We start from the raw sequence: 13,935 nt of genomic DNA on the forward strand, positions 1-13,935 counted from the left end.
TTTCGTTTCTCCCAAAGAAAAAGGCGCCCACCCAGGCGCCTTTCAAAACATTGAGCATGCGCCGTCAGGCGCATTCCTTTTGGTTAGAACGGAACGTCGTCCTTCGGAAAAAGATACTGGGCAACAACCTTCTTGGTGCCCGCCTTGTCGAACGCGACCTCAACCTTGTCGCCCTCGATGCCCTCCACTGCGCCATAGCCGAATTTCTTGTGAAACACCCGTTCACCCAGTGTGAAACTTGCCACCGCGGTTGCGTCGATCACCGTGTTGCGGGTTTCGCGCGGTTGCGACATGCCATATTGTCCCTGCCGCGCCTGCAGCCGTTTCCAGCCGGGTGAGTTATAGACATTTGCCTCAGCCGCACGGGTTTCGATCCCGGCCGAGGGCTGCCCCCCGCCATAGAGTCCCGGAGGCGTCAGAACCTCGACATGCTCCTCGGGCAGTTCGTCAATAAACCGTGATGGCATCGAATTCTGCCATTGCCCGAACACCCGGCGGTTGGCGGCAAAGGAAATCGTACAGACCTCTTCGGCACGGGTGATGCCCACATAGGCCAGGCGCCGTTCCTCTTCGAGCCCCTTGATTCCGGTCTCGTCCATCGACCGCTGCGACGGGAACAAGCCATCCTCCCAACCCGGCAGGAACACGGCGGGAAACTCCAGCCCCTTGGCCGCATGCAAAGTCATGATCGAGACCTTTGCCCCATCCGTTTCCTTTTCATTGTCCATGACCAGGCTGACATGTTCCAAGAACCCTTGCAGGTTCTCGAAATTGTCCAGCTGGTTGACCAGTTCCTTGAGGTTTTCCAGCCGCCCCGGCGCCTCGGGCGTTTTCTCATTCTGCCAATGGGCGGTATAGCCGGATTCATCCAGCACGATCTGCGCCAGTTCGATATGCGTGTGCTCGGGCGCGCCATAGCGGATCGGAGACACCCCGTCATCAATGACGGTGTCATCATCCACTTCGATCCGTGGTCCGCGTGTCATCGCATTCCACCGAGCCAGCCCGTCGATCAACTCGCGCAGCGCCTTGCCACCCTTGCCCTTGATCAGCCCCTGCTCGACCACGATCCGCGCCCCTTCGACCAGGGACACCCCGTTTTCACGCGCCACCACTTGAATGGTCTGCTGCGCCTTGTCCCCAAGGCCGCGCTTGGGCGTGTTTACGATCCGCTCGAACGCCAGATCATCCTCGGGGCTGACCACCAACCGGAAATAGGCCATGGCATCGCGAATCTCCATCCGCTCATAAAACCGTGGCCCGCCGATCACCTTGTAGGGCATCCCGATGGTCAGGAACCGATCCTCGAACGCGCGCATCTGGTGCGACGCGCGCACGAGGATAGCCATTTCGTCCAGGTTCATCGGGCGCACGCCACGCGTCCCGCTCTGCATCGCGTCGATCTCTTCTCCGATCCAACGCGCCTCTTCCTCACCATCCCAATGGCCAATCAGGCGAACCTTTTCACCCTCTTCTCTGTCGGTCCAAAGCTCTTTGCCCAACCGGCTTTCATTGCCCCGAATAACGTTCGAAGCCGCCGCCAGAATATGCGGGGTCGAGCGGTAGTTCTGTTCCAGCCGAACCACAAAAGCACCGGGAAAATCTTTCTCGAACCGCAGGATGTTGCCTACCTCGGCCCCGCGCCAGCCATAGATCGACTGGTCATCATCGCCGACGCAACAGATATTCTTGTGCCCCCCGGCCAGCAGCCGCAGCCAGAGATATTGGGCGACATTGGTATCCTGATACTCGTCGACAAGGATGTAGCGGAACCAGCGCTGGTATTGCTCCAGAACATCCGGATGGGTTTGAAAGATCGTGACCATGTGCAACAGCAGGTCGCCGAAATCCACCGCATTTAGCTCACGCAGGCGGGTCTGGTATTGGGCATAAAGCTCAATGCCTTTGTTATTATAAGCTCCGGCATCCGCAGCAGGCACCCTATCTGGCGTCAGCGCGCGGTTTTTCCAGTCATCAATGATCCCGGCCAGCATCCGCGCAGGCCAGCGTTTGTCGTCGATATTGGCTGCCTGAGTCAGTTGCTTGAGCAAACGCTTTTGGTCATCCGTATCCAAAATGGTAAAATTCGACTTGAGGCCCGCCAGTTCGGCATGGCGGCGCAACAGTTTGACGCAGATCGCGTGGAACGTTCCCAGCCACGGCATCCCTTCGGCAGGTCGGCCCAGCATGCGCCCGACCCGTTCTTTCATCTCGCGCGCGGCCTTGTTGGTGAAGGTCACGGCCAAAATCTCGTTCTCGCGTACCCGATGCGATCTGAGCAGATGGGTGATCCGCGCTGTCAGTGCCTTGGTCTTGCCCGTGCCGGCACCTGCCAGCATCAAAACCGGACCGTCCAGCCGCTCGACCGCTTCGCGCTGTGCCGGGTTGAGGTCGTTCAAATAGTCGACAGCCACCGCAGGCATCGCCCGCGCCGACAGCAATGCGCCCTCGAAGGCGTCCATTTCGTCAAAACTGCTCATACTCTCAAACTACGCCGGATGGGCGCAAAGGGAAAGGCTTTGTTCACGGCTTGTTCACAAGCTTTTAAGATTTTCCTTGCGTTCAATTCTAACCAAATGAAGCGGTGTTCGACTGATGCCATTAACTCTCTGTAAAGCCTTAGGTCAGATGCTTGGCCCAAAGGTTTGGGAGCATATGGATATGGCATTGGCTGAGCGGGGGACGATCAATCATCGACTCAAATGGACCGGGATCACCCTATTGCTGATCAGCCTCGCCATTGGTGCGGGTTGGGGTGTCTATAGGCTTCCTGCGCCCTTGGTGGAACGGATGCTGCGGACAGATATCCTCAAACAGTCAGAATTGTGGAAACGCCGGGTTGTTTTGCACCTTGAAGACCCCGAAACAACGCTGCGAACCGGCCATATAGACGGGCATGACGCAGAGTTTCTGACCTCGATGCCCGAAGCATCGGATGTCTACCGGTTCAGGTTGTTCGACACGAGTGGACGCGTGGTCTGGTCCACTCGTCAAGGTGAGGTCGGCTTGCGCGAAGACAGCGCGTTCTTTCGCGCCGACGTTGCCCGGGGAATGGTGTACTATTTACAAGAGGTTGTGCCCCTATCCGAGATTGACGGCTTGGACTTGCACACAGGCAACATTCAGAACTCCAGTGCGCATCACATAGTCAAAGTCTTTATGCCGGTTACCAAAAACGGTCGCTTCATCGGTGCGATAGAGTTTTTTACCGATATCTCGGATTTGCGGGCGACCTTCATAACCCGGCTGAGAATTTCGCTGATCGTTCTAAGCGGTGTGGCCCTGTTGGCGCTGGCGATGGTGTCATTGGTGACCTACAGGACCAACCGGGCGCAACTGCGCTCTTTGCACAAACAATCCGAGAAAGAGCGTGATCTGATGGCTGACCAGTTGCGGCTGGCGCGTGAGGTGCGGCTGCTAGGGGAGCTGAACGAGTGGCTGCAATCCAGCCGTTCTCTGGATGAGCTGTTCGACATGGTCTCACGTTTTATGACCCATATCCTGCCTGAAGCAGAGGGCAGCGTTTACGTCTACTCGAACTCGCGCGATGTGCTTGATGGCTGCGCCAGTTGGAACGGCGGCACCCATAAGGCACATATCCACCCAGAGGGTTGCTGGGGCCTGCGCCGAGGACGCACATATGAATTCGGCGCCTCAGAGATTGACTTCATCTGCGAGCATGCCGAACCGCATGACGGGCGCCAATATTTCTGCTTTCCAATTCTGGCTCATGGCGAGACGGTTGGATTGTTGCATCTTCGGGCACATGAAAACTGCGAAGAAGAGTTTCACGTCAGCAGGAAACTGGCGCAGCTCTGCGCTGAACAGATCAGCATGGCCATTGCAAATGTGAGGATGCGCGATCAGCTGCACGACCAGTCCGTGCGTGATCCTTTGACCGGACTGTTCAACCGTCGTCATATGACGGAAACCCTGCGCAAGTCTATTTCACGCAGTCAACAGACCGGTGTACCGCTGAGCCTGATCGCCGTTGATGTCGATCATTTCAAGAAGTTCAACGACACTCATGGCCATGATGCAGGCGACATGGTGCTGCGCGCAGTCGGAGCCGCCTTGGAACAGGGCTGTGACCGCGACGAGGTTGCCTGCCGTATTGGTGGAGAGGAATTCATGCTGATCTTGCCGGACAACACCCCGGATGACGCGGTGAGCCGTGCCGAGAAATTACGGCAGTCGGTCGAAGCGGTTTCGGTCCGATACGGTGACAAGTCGCTGCCGCGAATAACGATTTCGGTTGGTTTATCGCATTACCCGGCGCACGGCACCATGCCGCAAGATTTAATGCGCGCCGCCGATGACGCGCTGTATATGGCAAAAGACAAAGGGCGCAATCAGGTGCAAGTCGCCAAGGGAACGCCAACCGAAACCGGGTCCGCTGATAGCAACGGCCAAAAGGTTCGGACTTCAGGCCCAGTCGCGGCGGCGTGAAGCTCTAGCTAATACTTAGCAAAAACTTCACTTACCCGGCGCCTGATTGCGCGGGCAAGGTAGCCACTTCTATACTTGTTAGCTTTCTCCAAGATCTTGGCCACATCGCGATCTTGCCAACCGTCCTAGCCAGCCCTATCGCCTTTGAGCGGCACAATCCCTAGACTCTTAAACGGTCGGTGATCTTTCAGAGGATCGGATAAAGAAGTAACGCAATGATTTGAGGCAAGCAGCACGCAAACGATCTGCCCGAAACCTCTCAGGGCTGCACATCCACGAAAACCGGGCGCGGTCAGGCCTTTCATTCCCAACGTGCTTGAAGTCAATCGGCTCGGCACCCGGCACGACCATGCGCGCAACTTGCCTGCTAGTCGAAACTTGGCAAAGCACCTGCCGACCGTGGCCAAAAAGTTCATAATGAACACGCCAAATCACGCCGCAATTCACCAGTCTTGATGCCGCAGCGCAGCAAGGCTATCAAGCATTCACCAACAGGAGGCGTTTGCGAGCGTTAACATGCCGGTTCTACCCAAATCACCGATATACCTGCGCGTATTGTTCGCCTAGAAGTTCGCCAAACAAACAGGACCGGGACCTGATATGACACATTTCGACAAGATCCTGATCGCCAACCGCGGCGAGATTGCTATTCGCGTGATGCGCGCAGCGAATGAGATGGGCAAACGCACAGTCGCCGTATATGCGGAAGAGGACAAGCTTGGCTTGCACCGTTTCAAGGCGGACGAGGCCTATCGCATCGGCGAGGGGATGGGGCCGGTTGCCGCTTACCTCAGCATTGACGAGATCATTCGCGTGGCCAAGGAATGTGGTGCGGATGCCATCCACCCGGGCTATGGCTTGTTGTCGGAAAACCCAGATTTCGTGGATGCCTGCGTCCAGAACGGGATCACCTTCATCGGACCAAAGGCCGAAACCATGCGCGCCTTGGGCGACAAGGCCAGCGCCCGCCGCGTGGCCATCGCCGCCGGAGTTCCGGTAATCCCTGCGACCGAAGTGCTGGGTGACGATATGGACGCGATCCGGTCACAAGCCAAAGAGATCGGATATCCCCTGATGCTCAAAGCATCCTGGGGCGGAGGTGGCCGCGGCATGCGCCCAATCGAATCCGAGGACGAACTGGAAGAAAAAGTCCTGGAAGGCCGCCGCGAAGCCGAGGCTGCCTTTGGCAATGGCGAGGGCTATTTGGAAAAGATGATTATCCGCGCCCGCCATGTCGAGGTGCAGATTCTGGGCGACAAACATGGTGAAATTTACCACCTGTATGAGCGCGACTGCTCGGTCCAGCGCCGTAATCAGAAAGTCGTGGAACGCGCGCCTGCCCCGTATCTCAGCGAAGAACAACGCGCGGAAATCTGCGAACTGGGCCGCAAGATTTGCGCCCATGTAAATTATGAATGCGCAGGCACCGTCGAGTTCCTGATGGATATGGAAACCAGCAAGTTCTACTTCATCGAGGTGAACCCGCGCGTTCAGGTGGAACATACCGTCACCGAGGAAGTCACAGGTATCGACATTGTGCAGGCACAGATCCTGATCGCCGAGGGCAAATCGTTGGCCGAAGCCACCGGCGCCGCCAGCCAAGCGGATGTGCACCTGAACGGTCATGCCCTTCAGACCCGGATCACAACCGAAGACCCACAGAACAACTTTATTCCCGACTACGGTCGCATCACCGCATACCGCTCAGCTACTGGCATGGGTATTCGCCTAGATGGCGGCACGGCCTATGCGGGTGGTGTAATCACGCGGTACTACGACTCGCTGCTGACCAAGGTCACGGCCTGGGCCCCGACGCCACAGGCCGCGATTTCGCGAATGGACCGAGCGCTGCGCGAGTTCCGTATTCGTGGCGTCAGCACCAATATCGACTTTGTCATCAACCTGCTGAAACACCCGACCTTCCTGTCGAATGAATACACCACCAAGTTCATCGACACGACGCCCGAGCTGTTCACCTTTAAACGACGCCGTGACAGGGGCACCAAGGTTCTGACCTATATTGCGGATATCACCGTGAATGGGCATCCTGAAACCAAGGATCGTCCCGAACCGCGTACCGATCTGAAAGAGGCCAAGGCCCCGGCTCTGAAAAGTGAGCCGCAGATGGGCACCCGCAATCTGCTAGAACAAAAGGGCCCGCAGGCGGTGGCCGATTGGATGAAGGCTCAGCGCCAGTTGCTGATCACCGACACCACGATGCGCGACGGGCACCAGTCGCTGCTGGCGACGCGGATGCGGTCGATCGACATGATCAAAGTAGCCCCGAGCTATGCGGCCAACCTGCCGCAGCTGTTCAGCGTCGAATGCTGGGGCGGCGCCACATTCGATGTGGCTTATCGGTTCTTGCAGGAATGTCCGTGGCAACGTCTGCGTGACCTGCGCGAGGTGATGCCGAACCTGATGACCCAGATGCTTTTGCGCGGCGCAAACGGGGTTGGATACACCAATTACCCCGACAACGTGGTGCAGGAATTCGTTCGTCAGGCGTCAGAAAATATCGACGTGTTCCGCGTCTTCGACTCTCTCAACTGGGTCGAAAATATGCGTGTCGCGATGGATGCGGTGGTCGAGAACGGTAAAATCTGTGAAGGCACCGTTTGCTATACTGGCGATATTCTGGACCCGAACCGTGCCAAATATGACCTAAAATACTATGTCGGCATGGCGAAAGAGCTGCGCGATGCCGGGGCTCATATTCTGGGCCTGAAAGACATGGCCGGCCTGCTGAAACCAGCCTCGGCCAAGATTTTGATCCGTGCGCTGAAAGAAGAGGTCGGGTTGCCAATCCACTTCCACACGCACGACACTGCCGGTATCGCCAGCGCCACCATTCTGGCCGCCTCCGAAGCGGGTGTGGACGCAGTAGATTGCGCAATGGACAGCTTCAGTGGCAACACTTCTCAGGCGACATTGGGCACTGTGGTCGAAGCGCTGCGCCATACGGAACGCGACACCGGTTTGGACATCAAGGCCATCCGCGAAATCAGCGACTATTTCGAGGTGGTCCGAGGCCAGTATGCGGCCTTTGAATCCAGCCTGCAGGCCCCCGCATCCGAGGTATATCTGCACGAGATGCCTGGTGGCCAGTTCACCAACCTCAAGGCTCAGGCGCGCAGCCTTGGCCTGGAAGAGCGTTGGCATGAAGTGGCGCAGATGTATGCGGACGTGAACCAGATGTTCGGCGATATCGTCAAAGTCACGCCTTCGTCAAAAGTGGTTGGCGATATGGCGCTGATGATGGTCAGCCAGGGGCTGACGCGCGCCGATGTCGAAAACCCGGACTCGGATGTGGCCTTCCCGGATTCGGTCATCGACATGATGCGCGGCAATCTGGGGCAGCCTCCGGGCGGGTTCCCTGATGCGATCATCAGCAAGGCGCTTAAGGGCGAAAGCCCCAACACTGACCGCCCCGGCAAAGACGTACCCCCGGTCAATCTGGAGGAAACGCGCGCCGAACTGTCCAAACAACTTGACGGCAAAGAGGTCGACGACGAGGATCTGAACGGATACCTGATGTATCCCAAGGTGTTCCTTGATTACATGGGTCGCCACCGGATTTATGGCCCCGTCCGCACCCTGCCCACGCGCACATTCTTCTATGGAATGGAGCCCGGCGAGGAGATCGCCGCGGAAATCGATCCCGGCAAGACTCTGGAAATTCGCTGTCAGGCCATCGGTGAAACCGATGAAAATGGTGAGGTCAAAGTGTTCTTTGAACTGAACGGTCAGCCCCGTGTGATCCGGGTGCCAAACCGTTTGGTGACATCAACCACGCAGGCCCGACCCAAAGCAGAAATCGGCAACCTCGCACATATCGGCGCACCGATGCCGGGTGTCGTGGCAACCGTTGCGGTTACTGCGGGACAAGAGGTCAAAGAAGGCGATATGCTTTTGACCATCGAGGCCATGAAGATGGAGACTGGCATTCACGCCGAAAGGGACGCCGTAGTCAAAGCCATCCACGTTCAGCCAGGCGGCCAAATTGACGCCAAGGACCTGCTGATCGAGCTGGAATAGCAAAAAAGGCGCGCCTCTGGGGCGCGCCTTTTCCATTTCATTGGGTTAAGGTTCAGCCGTCTACGGTTTCTTCTTCAACCTCATCTTCGACCAATTCCTTTTCTGTTTCATCATCAGAAACATCATAATCCGCAAGCGCCGGCAGACCCAGCAGGTCGCGCAGCTCGTTCAGGGCGTCGTCAGACAACTCGCGACCGCCGGTCAGAGTATCCAGAGCCTCTTGCGGGTCAGATGATCCGGCCAGGTTTGTCTCGGCCTCCTCTACAGCCAGCTCAGCCTCTTCGACCGCGTCGTCGTACTTGTCCTGAGCGGTGATGCCCTCGGCAAGCTCGTCCTCGGTCGGCTCATAGGCCTCTTCGATCTCTTCTGCGGTCAGTTCCTGCAGGTCTTCCAGATCGTCGTTCTTATCCTGCAGATCTGTCGTCGCGTCGGTATGACCAAGGATGTTCTGCTGATAAGAGTGCAGCTTTCCTGGCATACTGTTCGGGGACGCATTCATAAGAGCCGTTTGGCTGGCATGGGCCGCGTTCAGACCTTTAAGCTCCGATGCAATTTGCCGTGCTTGTTGGGGTGAACCGGCTTCTCATCAACGACAGCAGTGGTAACTTTGGTCATCTTGGCAGGTTTCTTATTGCCCTTGACCAGATTACCAATCGAAGCGACCAGCCCGTTTTTCTTTTGAGTCGTAGCGCCCGTTTTGGCAGTTTTTTGCTTTTTTAGGCCAAGACTGGCGAGCAACCCTTTGCCCGTCCCCTTTTTACCCGAGGACTTGCCACCTTTCACCTGTGAGGACTTGTCGCCAGACTTATCCGCGCCGTTCCCATTTCCACCACCATTGCCTTTGCCAGCGCCATTGCCTTTGCCGCCACCATTTTTGGCGATGGCCATATCAGGTGCGGCAACAACTGCCACAAAGCTTACAGCGCCAAGCAGCAGAAATGAGGTGCAACTACACGCGAAAGTAACAAGAACCGCTTCATATTATTCACCTGTCCTTCTTGAGCAGTGGCAGCAGATACCACAAAATCAAGCACCTGAGACAACGTTGACAGTTAGTTAATAATTGAATCTGGGTAAAACGGTGGCCTTTTTCGGCGTGAGCGACCCACCGCGCTCACACCGCCAACACAATATTGGCTATTGCAGCTACGAGGATTGAACCAAATGTCAGCAGCATTCCGATTTGCCTGAGGATAACGATCTGCGGAGACCTGCCAAACCCATATGCATGAAGCAGGCGACCACCCAGCAAGGCCAATCCCAACAGGTTCAACAGCAACCCGCTGGCGCCCTGCAATTCAACCATTGCCATCAATAACAGCGCAAACGGCGCGTATTCGGCGAAATTGCCATGAGTCCGGATCGCCTTGATCATTTGCCCCTTGCCACCATCCCCGTAGGAAACCTTTTCGCCCCGTCGGTGGCCAATGACCCGAAGGCTCAGCGCCAGATACAAAAAGGCGGCTAATGCCGCATAAACCGGTGTAATTGTCAGCATGGGTGGCTCCGTCTATTAATATTCCTAAGCTCTGGGCAAAGCTTAACGCGGAATCTCGACCGGTCCAGTTGAACTGGGCTGCTGCTACGCGAGGTCAAGTCTGTCTGGATTTCCTCCGCACGAGAAGATTTTTTGCAAAAGTCGCGTTTTTCCCCTTGCAGCTTTCCGCCAGAATTAATACTTCACGCCTCACTCAACGGCGCGGGCGTAGCTCAGGGGTAGAGCATAACCTTGCCAAGGTTAGGGTCGGGCGTTCGAATCGCCTCGCCCGCTCCATTGAGAGGTCTCCGGACCAAATATGTATCTGATGCGGGCGTAGCTCAGGGGTAGAGCATAACCTTGCCAAGGTTAGGGTCGGGCGTTCGAATCGCCTCGCCCGCTCCAGATACAAACCCTCTCACTCAACGCTGTTTTCTTATGGCGCGGCCTGCTGAAAAAGCATGACCCGCGTATATGTTCATATGCCGCAACCGAACAAAGCCACCTTCACATTGGCCGCGCGGACGGCGCATAAGAACGTCTTTGACACCGCGCCGAAGTACTCCGATCACGACCCGGACCGAATCTTCCGCGTGACAACGTTTGAGCAGGGCTAGAAGGCCTTGAACGTCATTGTGGTCAGCGAGCGTTCTATACCCGAGATCACCAGCAGATTTTCATTGATGAAATGTCCCACATCCTCGGCCTCGGGGATGTAAAGCTTCAGCAGCAGGTCATATTCGCCGCTGGTAGAGTAGAGCTCCGAGTGGATTTCGCGCAACGCGATCTCTTCAGCCACCTTGTAAGTGGTGCCGGGTTTGCAGCGGATCTGGATGAAAACACAGGTGGACATGGGCCGGGCCTTGTTGGTTGAGTTGGCCGCAGGCTGACATGGGCTGCGCCCGGGCGCAATCCCCTGCAACAGTTTGCGGCGATTGCGACGGATGGTCTGGATCAACCCGCCCTACCCCGTCTATAAGCACGCCTGTAGTAAAAGGAATTCGCCCATGCGCAGCGCAAAGATCAGCCGTCAGACCGCCGAAACCGAGATCACGGTCGAGGTCAATCTGGATGGGACTGGCCAGTATGACAATCAGACCGGCGTCGGTTTCTTTGACCACATGCTGGATCAGTTAGCGCGCCATTCTCTGATCGACATGACGATCCGCGCCAAGGGCGATTACCACATCGACGACCACCACACGGTCGAGGATACCGGAATCGCACTGGGGCAAGCGTTGACACAGGCCTTGGGCGACAAAAAGGGCATCCGGCGGTATGGCGAATGTCACCTGCCGATGGACGATGCACAGGTGCGCTGTGCGCTGGATCTGTCAGGGCGACCGTTTCTGATCTGGAACGTAGACCTGCCGACACCCAAGATTGGCACCTTCGACACTGAACTGGTGCGCGAGTTCTTTCAGGCGCTGGCCACTCATGGCGGCATCACGCTGCATATCGACCAGTTGCACGGGTTCAACAGCCACCACATCGCAGAAGCGGCGTTCAAAGCTGTCGCGCGCGCATTGCGCGACGCGGTTGAGACCGATGCGCGCAAAGCAGATGCGATTCCGTCGACCAAGGGCGCGTTGTAAATGCTCACCGCCATTATCGACTATGAAAGCGGCAATCTGCATTCCGCTGAAAAGGCGTTTCAGCGCATGGCGCGGGAACTGGACGCCGGCGAGGTCGTAGTAACTTCAGACGCGGATGTCGTTGCACGCGCCGACCGGCTGGTGCTGCCCGGCGACGGCGCATTCCCTGCCTGCGCGGCTGAGCTGCGCGGACACAAGGGTATCTATGACGCGATGGTCGAAGCGGTCGAGCAGAAAGCCCGCCCATTTCTGGGTATCTGCGTGGGTATGCAGCTGATGGCCTCGAAAGGTCATGAGTACACTGACACCGATGGGTTGGACTGGATTGCTGGGGATGTGGTGCAGATTGCGCCGTCAGACCGGTCGCTGAAAGTGCCGCATATGGGTTGGAACGATCTGGTGTTGGAAAGCGAACACCCTGTCTTTTCCGGGGTCACATCAGGCGATCACGCCTATTTCGTCCACTCATACCATTTCCGGGTCAGCGATCCGGCACAGCGTCTGGCCTATGTGGATTACGGTCAGGACGTCACGGCCGTAATTGGCCGTGACACTATGGTCGGGATGCAGTTCCATCCTGAGAAAAGCCAGGATGTGGGCCTGCGCATGATCGGGAATTTCCTGACCTGGACGCCCTGAGCGGTTACTGAACCCGTGTCCAGTCCTGCCCGCGACACACCAATCCACCCGCAACACAACCTTTGACGGTCAGCTTGTTCTGGCTGTCCAGGGTCATTTTCGAGCTGTAGGTCTTGTCTCTGTCCGGAGCCCAGATCTTGCCCCCGCCATAGGTGCCGTCGCCATCGGGCACCATATCCCAGATGATCTGCTTGCCGAGGTTTTCATATTCCAACTGTTCATTCCCGTCTTTGTCAAAAGCGGTATCGATGGTACCGCAAATCGCGCTGCCGCATTCGGCAATCGAAACATGCAGATATCCGCCGGTGTCTCCGGGCTGGGTTTTCCAAAGACCGTCAACCGGGTCGGCCATCGCCGCTCCCGAAATCAGAGATGCCAGCCCCAAGGCTGCTGCAAAAGTTGTTTTCTTCATAAAATCCTCCCTATTTGACCAGCAGTCTGGCGCGCTGGTGGACGTGGGGCAAGATTGACTTTGCGTCGCGTTGCATCCCCTACCCTGCCTGTGCGATATCCCGCCGGGAAAACAGCGATTCAAGGCCTGACAACATGATCCTCTATCCTGCCATCGACCTCAAAGACGGACAGGCCGTGCGCCTGCTGCGCGGAGAAATGGACAAAGCGACCGTGTTCAATGAAGACCCCGCCGCCCAGGCCCGTGCCTTTGTCGACGCGGGGTGCGAATGGCTACATCTGGTTGACCTGAACGGTGCCTTTGCCGGTGAGCCGGTCAACGCCGCCCCAGTCGAGGCAATTCTGAAGGAATGCAACGTTCCCGCCCAGCTTGGCGGCGGTATCCGCGACATGGCCACCATTGAAACCTGGATCGACAAAGGTCTGGCCCGAGTGATTCTGGGCACAATCGCGGTCGAGAACCCGGATCTGGTGCGCAAGGCGGCCAAAGCCTTTCCCGGCAAAGTTGCCGTTGGCATTGATGCCCGCAACGGCATGGTCGCGACCAAAGGCTGGGCTGAAGAGACGAATGTGCAGGTCACTGATCTGGCGCGCAGCTTCGAGGATGCCGGCGTTGCTGCAATCATCTATACCGATATCAACCGCGATGGCGCGATGCAGGGCCCTAACATTGAGGCCACCGCGGACTTGGCCGGTGCCGTATCGATCCCAGTGATCGCGTCAGGCGGCGTCAGCTCATTGGATGATCTGATTGCTCTGCGTGATTGCGGTGTGGAACTGAACGGCGCGATTTCCGGCCGGGCGCTGTATGACGGCGCGATTGACCTGGCAGAGGCCATTCGCGCCCTGACCTGATTTACTGCGCGGCAGCCGCAGTCAGCTTTGCCAGCGCCCCGCGCATTTTCTCGATGATGGGAGAGTTTTCGACCGCGTCGAACTCATCCATCGTCTCTTTTGGATCTTCATAGATCAGCCAAACCTGACCGTCGGCATCTTCATACGCTTGCACCTTGAGCGGCAGGAACAGTCCGGCACGGGGGTCGATCTGCATTGCAGGCGTACCCAGCGCAGGATTGCCGAAAATCAGCACCTGATTGGGCGGGATCGGCGTTCCGACCTTTTCAGCTCCGGCGGCGTGGTCGATCCGCGCAAAAACCGTTGCACCCGCGTTGCCAATCGCCGTCTCAAGCGCGTCCAGCGCCTGGGTCACCGATTTGTCGGTCTTCATCTTGATGATATCGTCAGCCATTGCGGCAGCTGCTCCTGCGAAAATGAAAGTGGTTGCTAAAAAGAGTCTACGCATCTCATTGATCTCCTGATGAATTG

At 57.2% G+C, this 13,935-nt stretch carries 13 protein-coding genes and 2 tRNA genes; 8 read left to right on the plus strand and 7 right to left on the minus strand.

Annotated elements, in window-relative coordinates:
• Positions 1 to 83: 83 nt before the first annotated feature.
• On the minus strand, positions 84 to 2,480 hold the full coding sequence (locus AC2FIZ_RS06445) for an ATP-dependent helicase (protein ID WP_142635059.1): 2,397 nt from the start codon (positions 2,478 to 2,480) through the stop codon (positions 84 to 86).
• Positions 2,481 to 2,661: 181 nt separating this feature from the next.
• Here AC2FIZ_RS06445 and AC2FIZ_RS06450 point away from each other — a divergent pair, with 181 nt between their 5' ends.
• Positions 2,662 to 4,449 carry a sensor domain-containing diguanylate cyclase gene (locus tag AC2FIZ_RS06450; RefSeq protein WP_496689809.1) on the plus strand — a complete coding sequence of 596 codons (1,788 nt, stop codon included), beginning with the start codon at positions 2,662 to 2,664 and terminating at the stop codon, positions 4,447 to 4,449.
• 600 nt (positions 4,450 to 5,049) lie between these two features.
• On the plus strand, positions 5,050 to 8,487 hold the full coding sequence (locus tag AC2FIZ_RS06455) for a pyruvate carboxylase (protein ID WP_496790779.1): 3,438 nt from the start codon (positions 5,050 to 5,052) through the stop codon (positions 8,485 to 8,487).
• A gap of 52 nt (positions 8,488 to 8,539) precedes the next feature.
• On the opposite strand, the gene AC2FIZ_RS06460 is transcribed toward AC2FIZ_RS06455, so the two are convergent.
• The 3 genes from AC2FIZ_RS06460 to AC2FIZ_RS06470 all read right to left on the minus strand — a co-directional run bounded on the left by AC2FIZ_RS06460 (position 8,540) and on the right by AC2FIZ_RS06470 (position 9,985).
• A complete protein-coding gene (locus tag AC2FIZ_RS06460) occupies positions 8,540 to 8,965 on the minus strand; it encodes a hypothetical protein (RefSeq protein ID WP_496790780.1) in 426 nt (141 codons plus the stop codon).
• A 50-nt stretch (positions 8,966 to 9,015) separates the two neighbouring features.
• A complete protein-coding gene (locus tag AC2FIZ_RS06465; protein ID WP_496701644.1) occupies positions 9,016 to 9,375 on the minus strand; it encodes a hypothetical protein in 360 nt (119 codons plus the stop codon).
• A gap of 226 nt (positions 9,376 to 9,601) precedes the next feature.
• A complete protein-coding gene (locus AC2FIZ_RS06470; protein ID WP_496690910.1) occupies positions 9,602 to 9,985 on the minus strand; it encodes an MAPEG family protein in 384 nt (127 codons plus the stop codon).
• A 201-nt stretch (positions 9,986 to 10,186) separates the two neighbouring features.
• Here AC2FIZ_RS06470 and AC2FIZ_RS06475 point away from each other — a divergent pair.
• The 3 genes from AC2FIZ_RS06475 (at position 10,187) to AC2FIZ_RS06485 (ending at position 10,581) form a co-directional block, all read left to right on the plus strand.
• A tRNA-Gly gene (locus AC2FIZ_RS06475) sits at positions 10,187 to 10,261 on the plus strand.
• Positions 10,262 to 10,294: 33 nt separating this feature from the next.
• A tRNA-Gly gene (locus AC2FIZ_RS06480) sits at positions 10,295 to 10,369 on the plus strand.
• 56 nt (positions 10,370 to 10,425) lie between these two features.
• Positions 10,426 to 10,581 (plus strand): hypothetical protein, encoded by a 156-nt coding sequence (locus AC2FIZ_RS06485; protein ID WP_185956685.1) that lies wholly within the window; start codon positions 10,426 to 10,428, stop codon positions 10,579 to 10,581.
• Here the strand turns inward: AC2FIZ_RS06485 and AC2FIZ_RS06490 are convergent.
• Positions 10,578 to 10,817, minus strand: a complete 240-nt coding sequence (locus AC2FIZ_RS06490) for an Lrp/AsnC family transcriptional regulator (RefSeq protein ID WP_142636899.1) — start codon at positions 10,815 to 10,817, stop codon at positions 10,578 to 10,580. The two genes, AC2FIZ_RS06485 and AC2FIZ_RS06490, sit on opposite strands and share 4 nt — an antisense overlap.
• A 154-nt stretch (positions 10,818 to 10,971) precedes the next feature.
• On the opposite strand from AC2FIZ_RS06490, the gene hisB reads away from it, so the two are divergent.
• Both hisB and hisH read left to right on the plus strand, forming a co-directional pair.
• Positions 10,972 to 11,559 (plus strand): imidazoleglycerol-phosphate dehydratase HisB, encoded by a 588-nt coding sequence (hisB, locus tag AC2FIZ_RS06495; protein WP_142636880.1) that lies wholly within the window; start codon positions 10,972 to 10,974, stop codon positions 11,557 to 11,559.
• The gene (gene hisH / locus AC2FIZ_RS06500; RefSeq protein WP_496790781.1) at positions 11,560 to 12,198 is read left to right on the plus strand and encodes an imidazole glycerol phosphate synthase subunit HisH; all 639 of its coding nucleotides are present in this window, start codon (positions 11,560 to 11,562) and stop codon (positions 12,196 to 12,198) included.
• A gap of 4 nt (positions 12,199 to 12,202) precedes the next feature.
• Here hisH and AC2FIZ_RS06505 read toward each other — a convergent pair whose 3' ends face one another.
• Positions 12,203 to 12,610 (minus strand): DUF2147 domain-containing protein, encoded by a 408-nt coding sequence (locus AC2FIZ_RS06505; RefSeq protein WP_142636876.1) that lies wholly within the window; start codon positions 12,608 to 12,610, stop codon positions 12,203 to 12,205.
• A 134-nt stretch (positions 12,611 to 12,744) separates the two neighbouring features.
• Between AC2FIZ_RS06505 and hisA the strand changes: the two genes are divergently transcribed.
• Entirely contained in the window at positions 12,745 to 13,464 is a 720-nt protein-coding gene (hisA, locus tag AC2FIZ_RS06510; RefSeq protein WP_496790783.1) for a 1-(5-phosphoribosyl)-5-[(5-phosphoribosylamino)methylideneamino]imidazole-4-carboxamide isomerase, read from the plus strand.
• Between the two features lies 1 nt (position 13,465).
• Here hisA and AC2FIZ_RS06515 read toward each other — a convergent pair whose 3' ends face one another.
• Complete coding sequence (locus AC2FIZ_RS06515) at positions 13,466 to 13,858, minus strand: DUF302 domain-containing protein (RefSeq protein WP_496690916.1); 393 nt, start codon at positions 13,856 to 13,858, stop codon at positions 13,466 to 13,468.
• Between the last annotated feature and the right edge of the window lie 77 nt (positions 13,859 to 13,935).

Source organism: Ruegeria sp. CDSB022, assembly GCF_059611145.1.

Bases quoted from the DNA above. Each gene is read 5' to 3' on its own strand.
- AC2FIZ_RS06460 (WP_496790780.1), bottom strand. From the start codon at position 8,965: ATGCCAGGAAAGCTGCACTCTTATCAGCAGAACATCCTTGGTCATACC.
- AC2FIZ_RS06485 (WP_185956685.1), top strand. From the start codon at position 10,426: ATGACCCGCGTATATGTTCATATGCCGCAACCGAACAAAGCCACCTTC.
- AC2FIZ_RS06465 (WP_496701644.1), bottom strand. From the start codon at position 9,375: ATGGCCATCGCCAAAAATGGTGGCGGCAAAGGCAATGGCGCTGGCAAA.
- AC2FIZ_RS06515 (WP_496690916.1), bottom strand. From the start codon at position 13,858: ATGGCTGACGATATCATCAAGATGAAGACCGACAAATCGGTGACCCAG.
- AC2FIZ_RS06470 (WP_496690910.1), bottom strand. From the start codon at position 9,985: ATGCTGACAATTACACCGGTTTATGCGGCATTAGCCGCCTTTTTGTAT.
- AC2FIZ_RS06490 (WP_142636899.1), bottom strand. From the start codon at position 10,817: ATGTCCACCTGTGTTTTCATCCAGATCCGCTGCAAACCCGGCACCACT.
- hisA (WP_496790783.1), top strand. From the start codon at position 12,745: ATGATCCTCTATCCTGCCATCGACCTCAAAGACGGACAGGCCGTGCGC.
- AC2FIZ_RS06455 (WP_496790779.1), top strand. From the start codon at position 5,050: ATGACACATTTCGACAAGATCCTGATCGCCAACCGCGGCGAGATTGCT.
- hisB (WP_142636880.1), top strand. From the start codon at position 10,972: ATGCGCAGCGCAAAGATCAGCCGTCAGACCGCCGAAACCGAGATCACG.
- hisH (WP_496790781.1), top strand. From the start codon at position 11,560: ATGCTCACCGCCATTATCGACTATGAAAGCGGCAATCTGCATTCCGCT.
- AC2FIZ_RS06505 (WP_142636876.1), bottom strand. From the start codon at position 12,610: ATGAAGAAAACAACTTTTGCAGCAGCCTTGGGGCTGGCATCTCTGATT.
- AC2FIZ_RS06445 (WP_142635059.1), bottom strand. From the start codon at position 2,480: ATGAGCAGTTTTGACGAAATGGACGCCTTCGAGGGCGCATTGCTGTCG.
- AC2FIZ_RS06450 (WP_496689809.1), top strand. From the start codon at position 2,662: ATGGCATTGGCTGAGCGGGGGACGATCAATCATCGACTCAAATGGACC.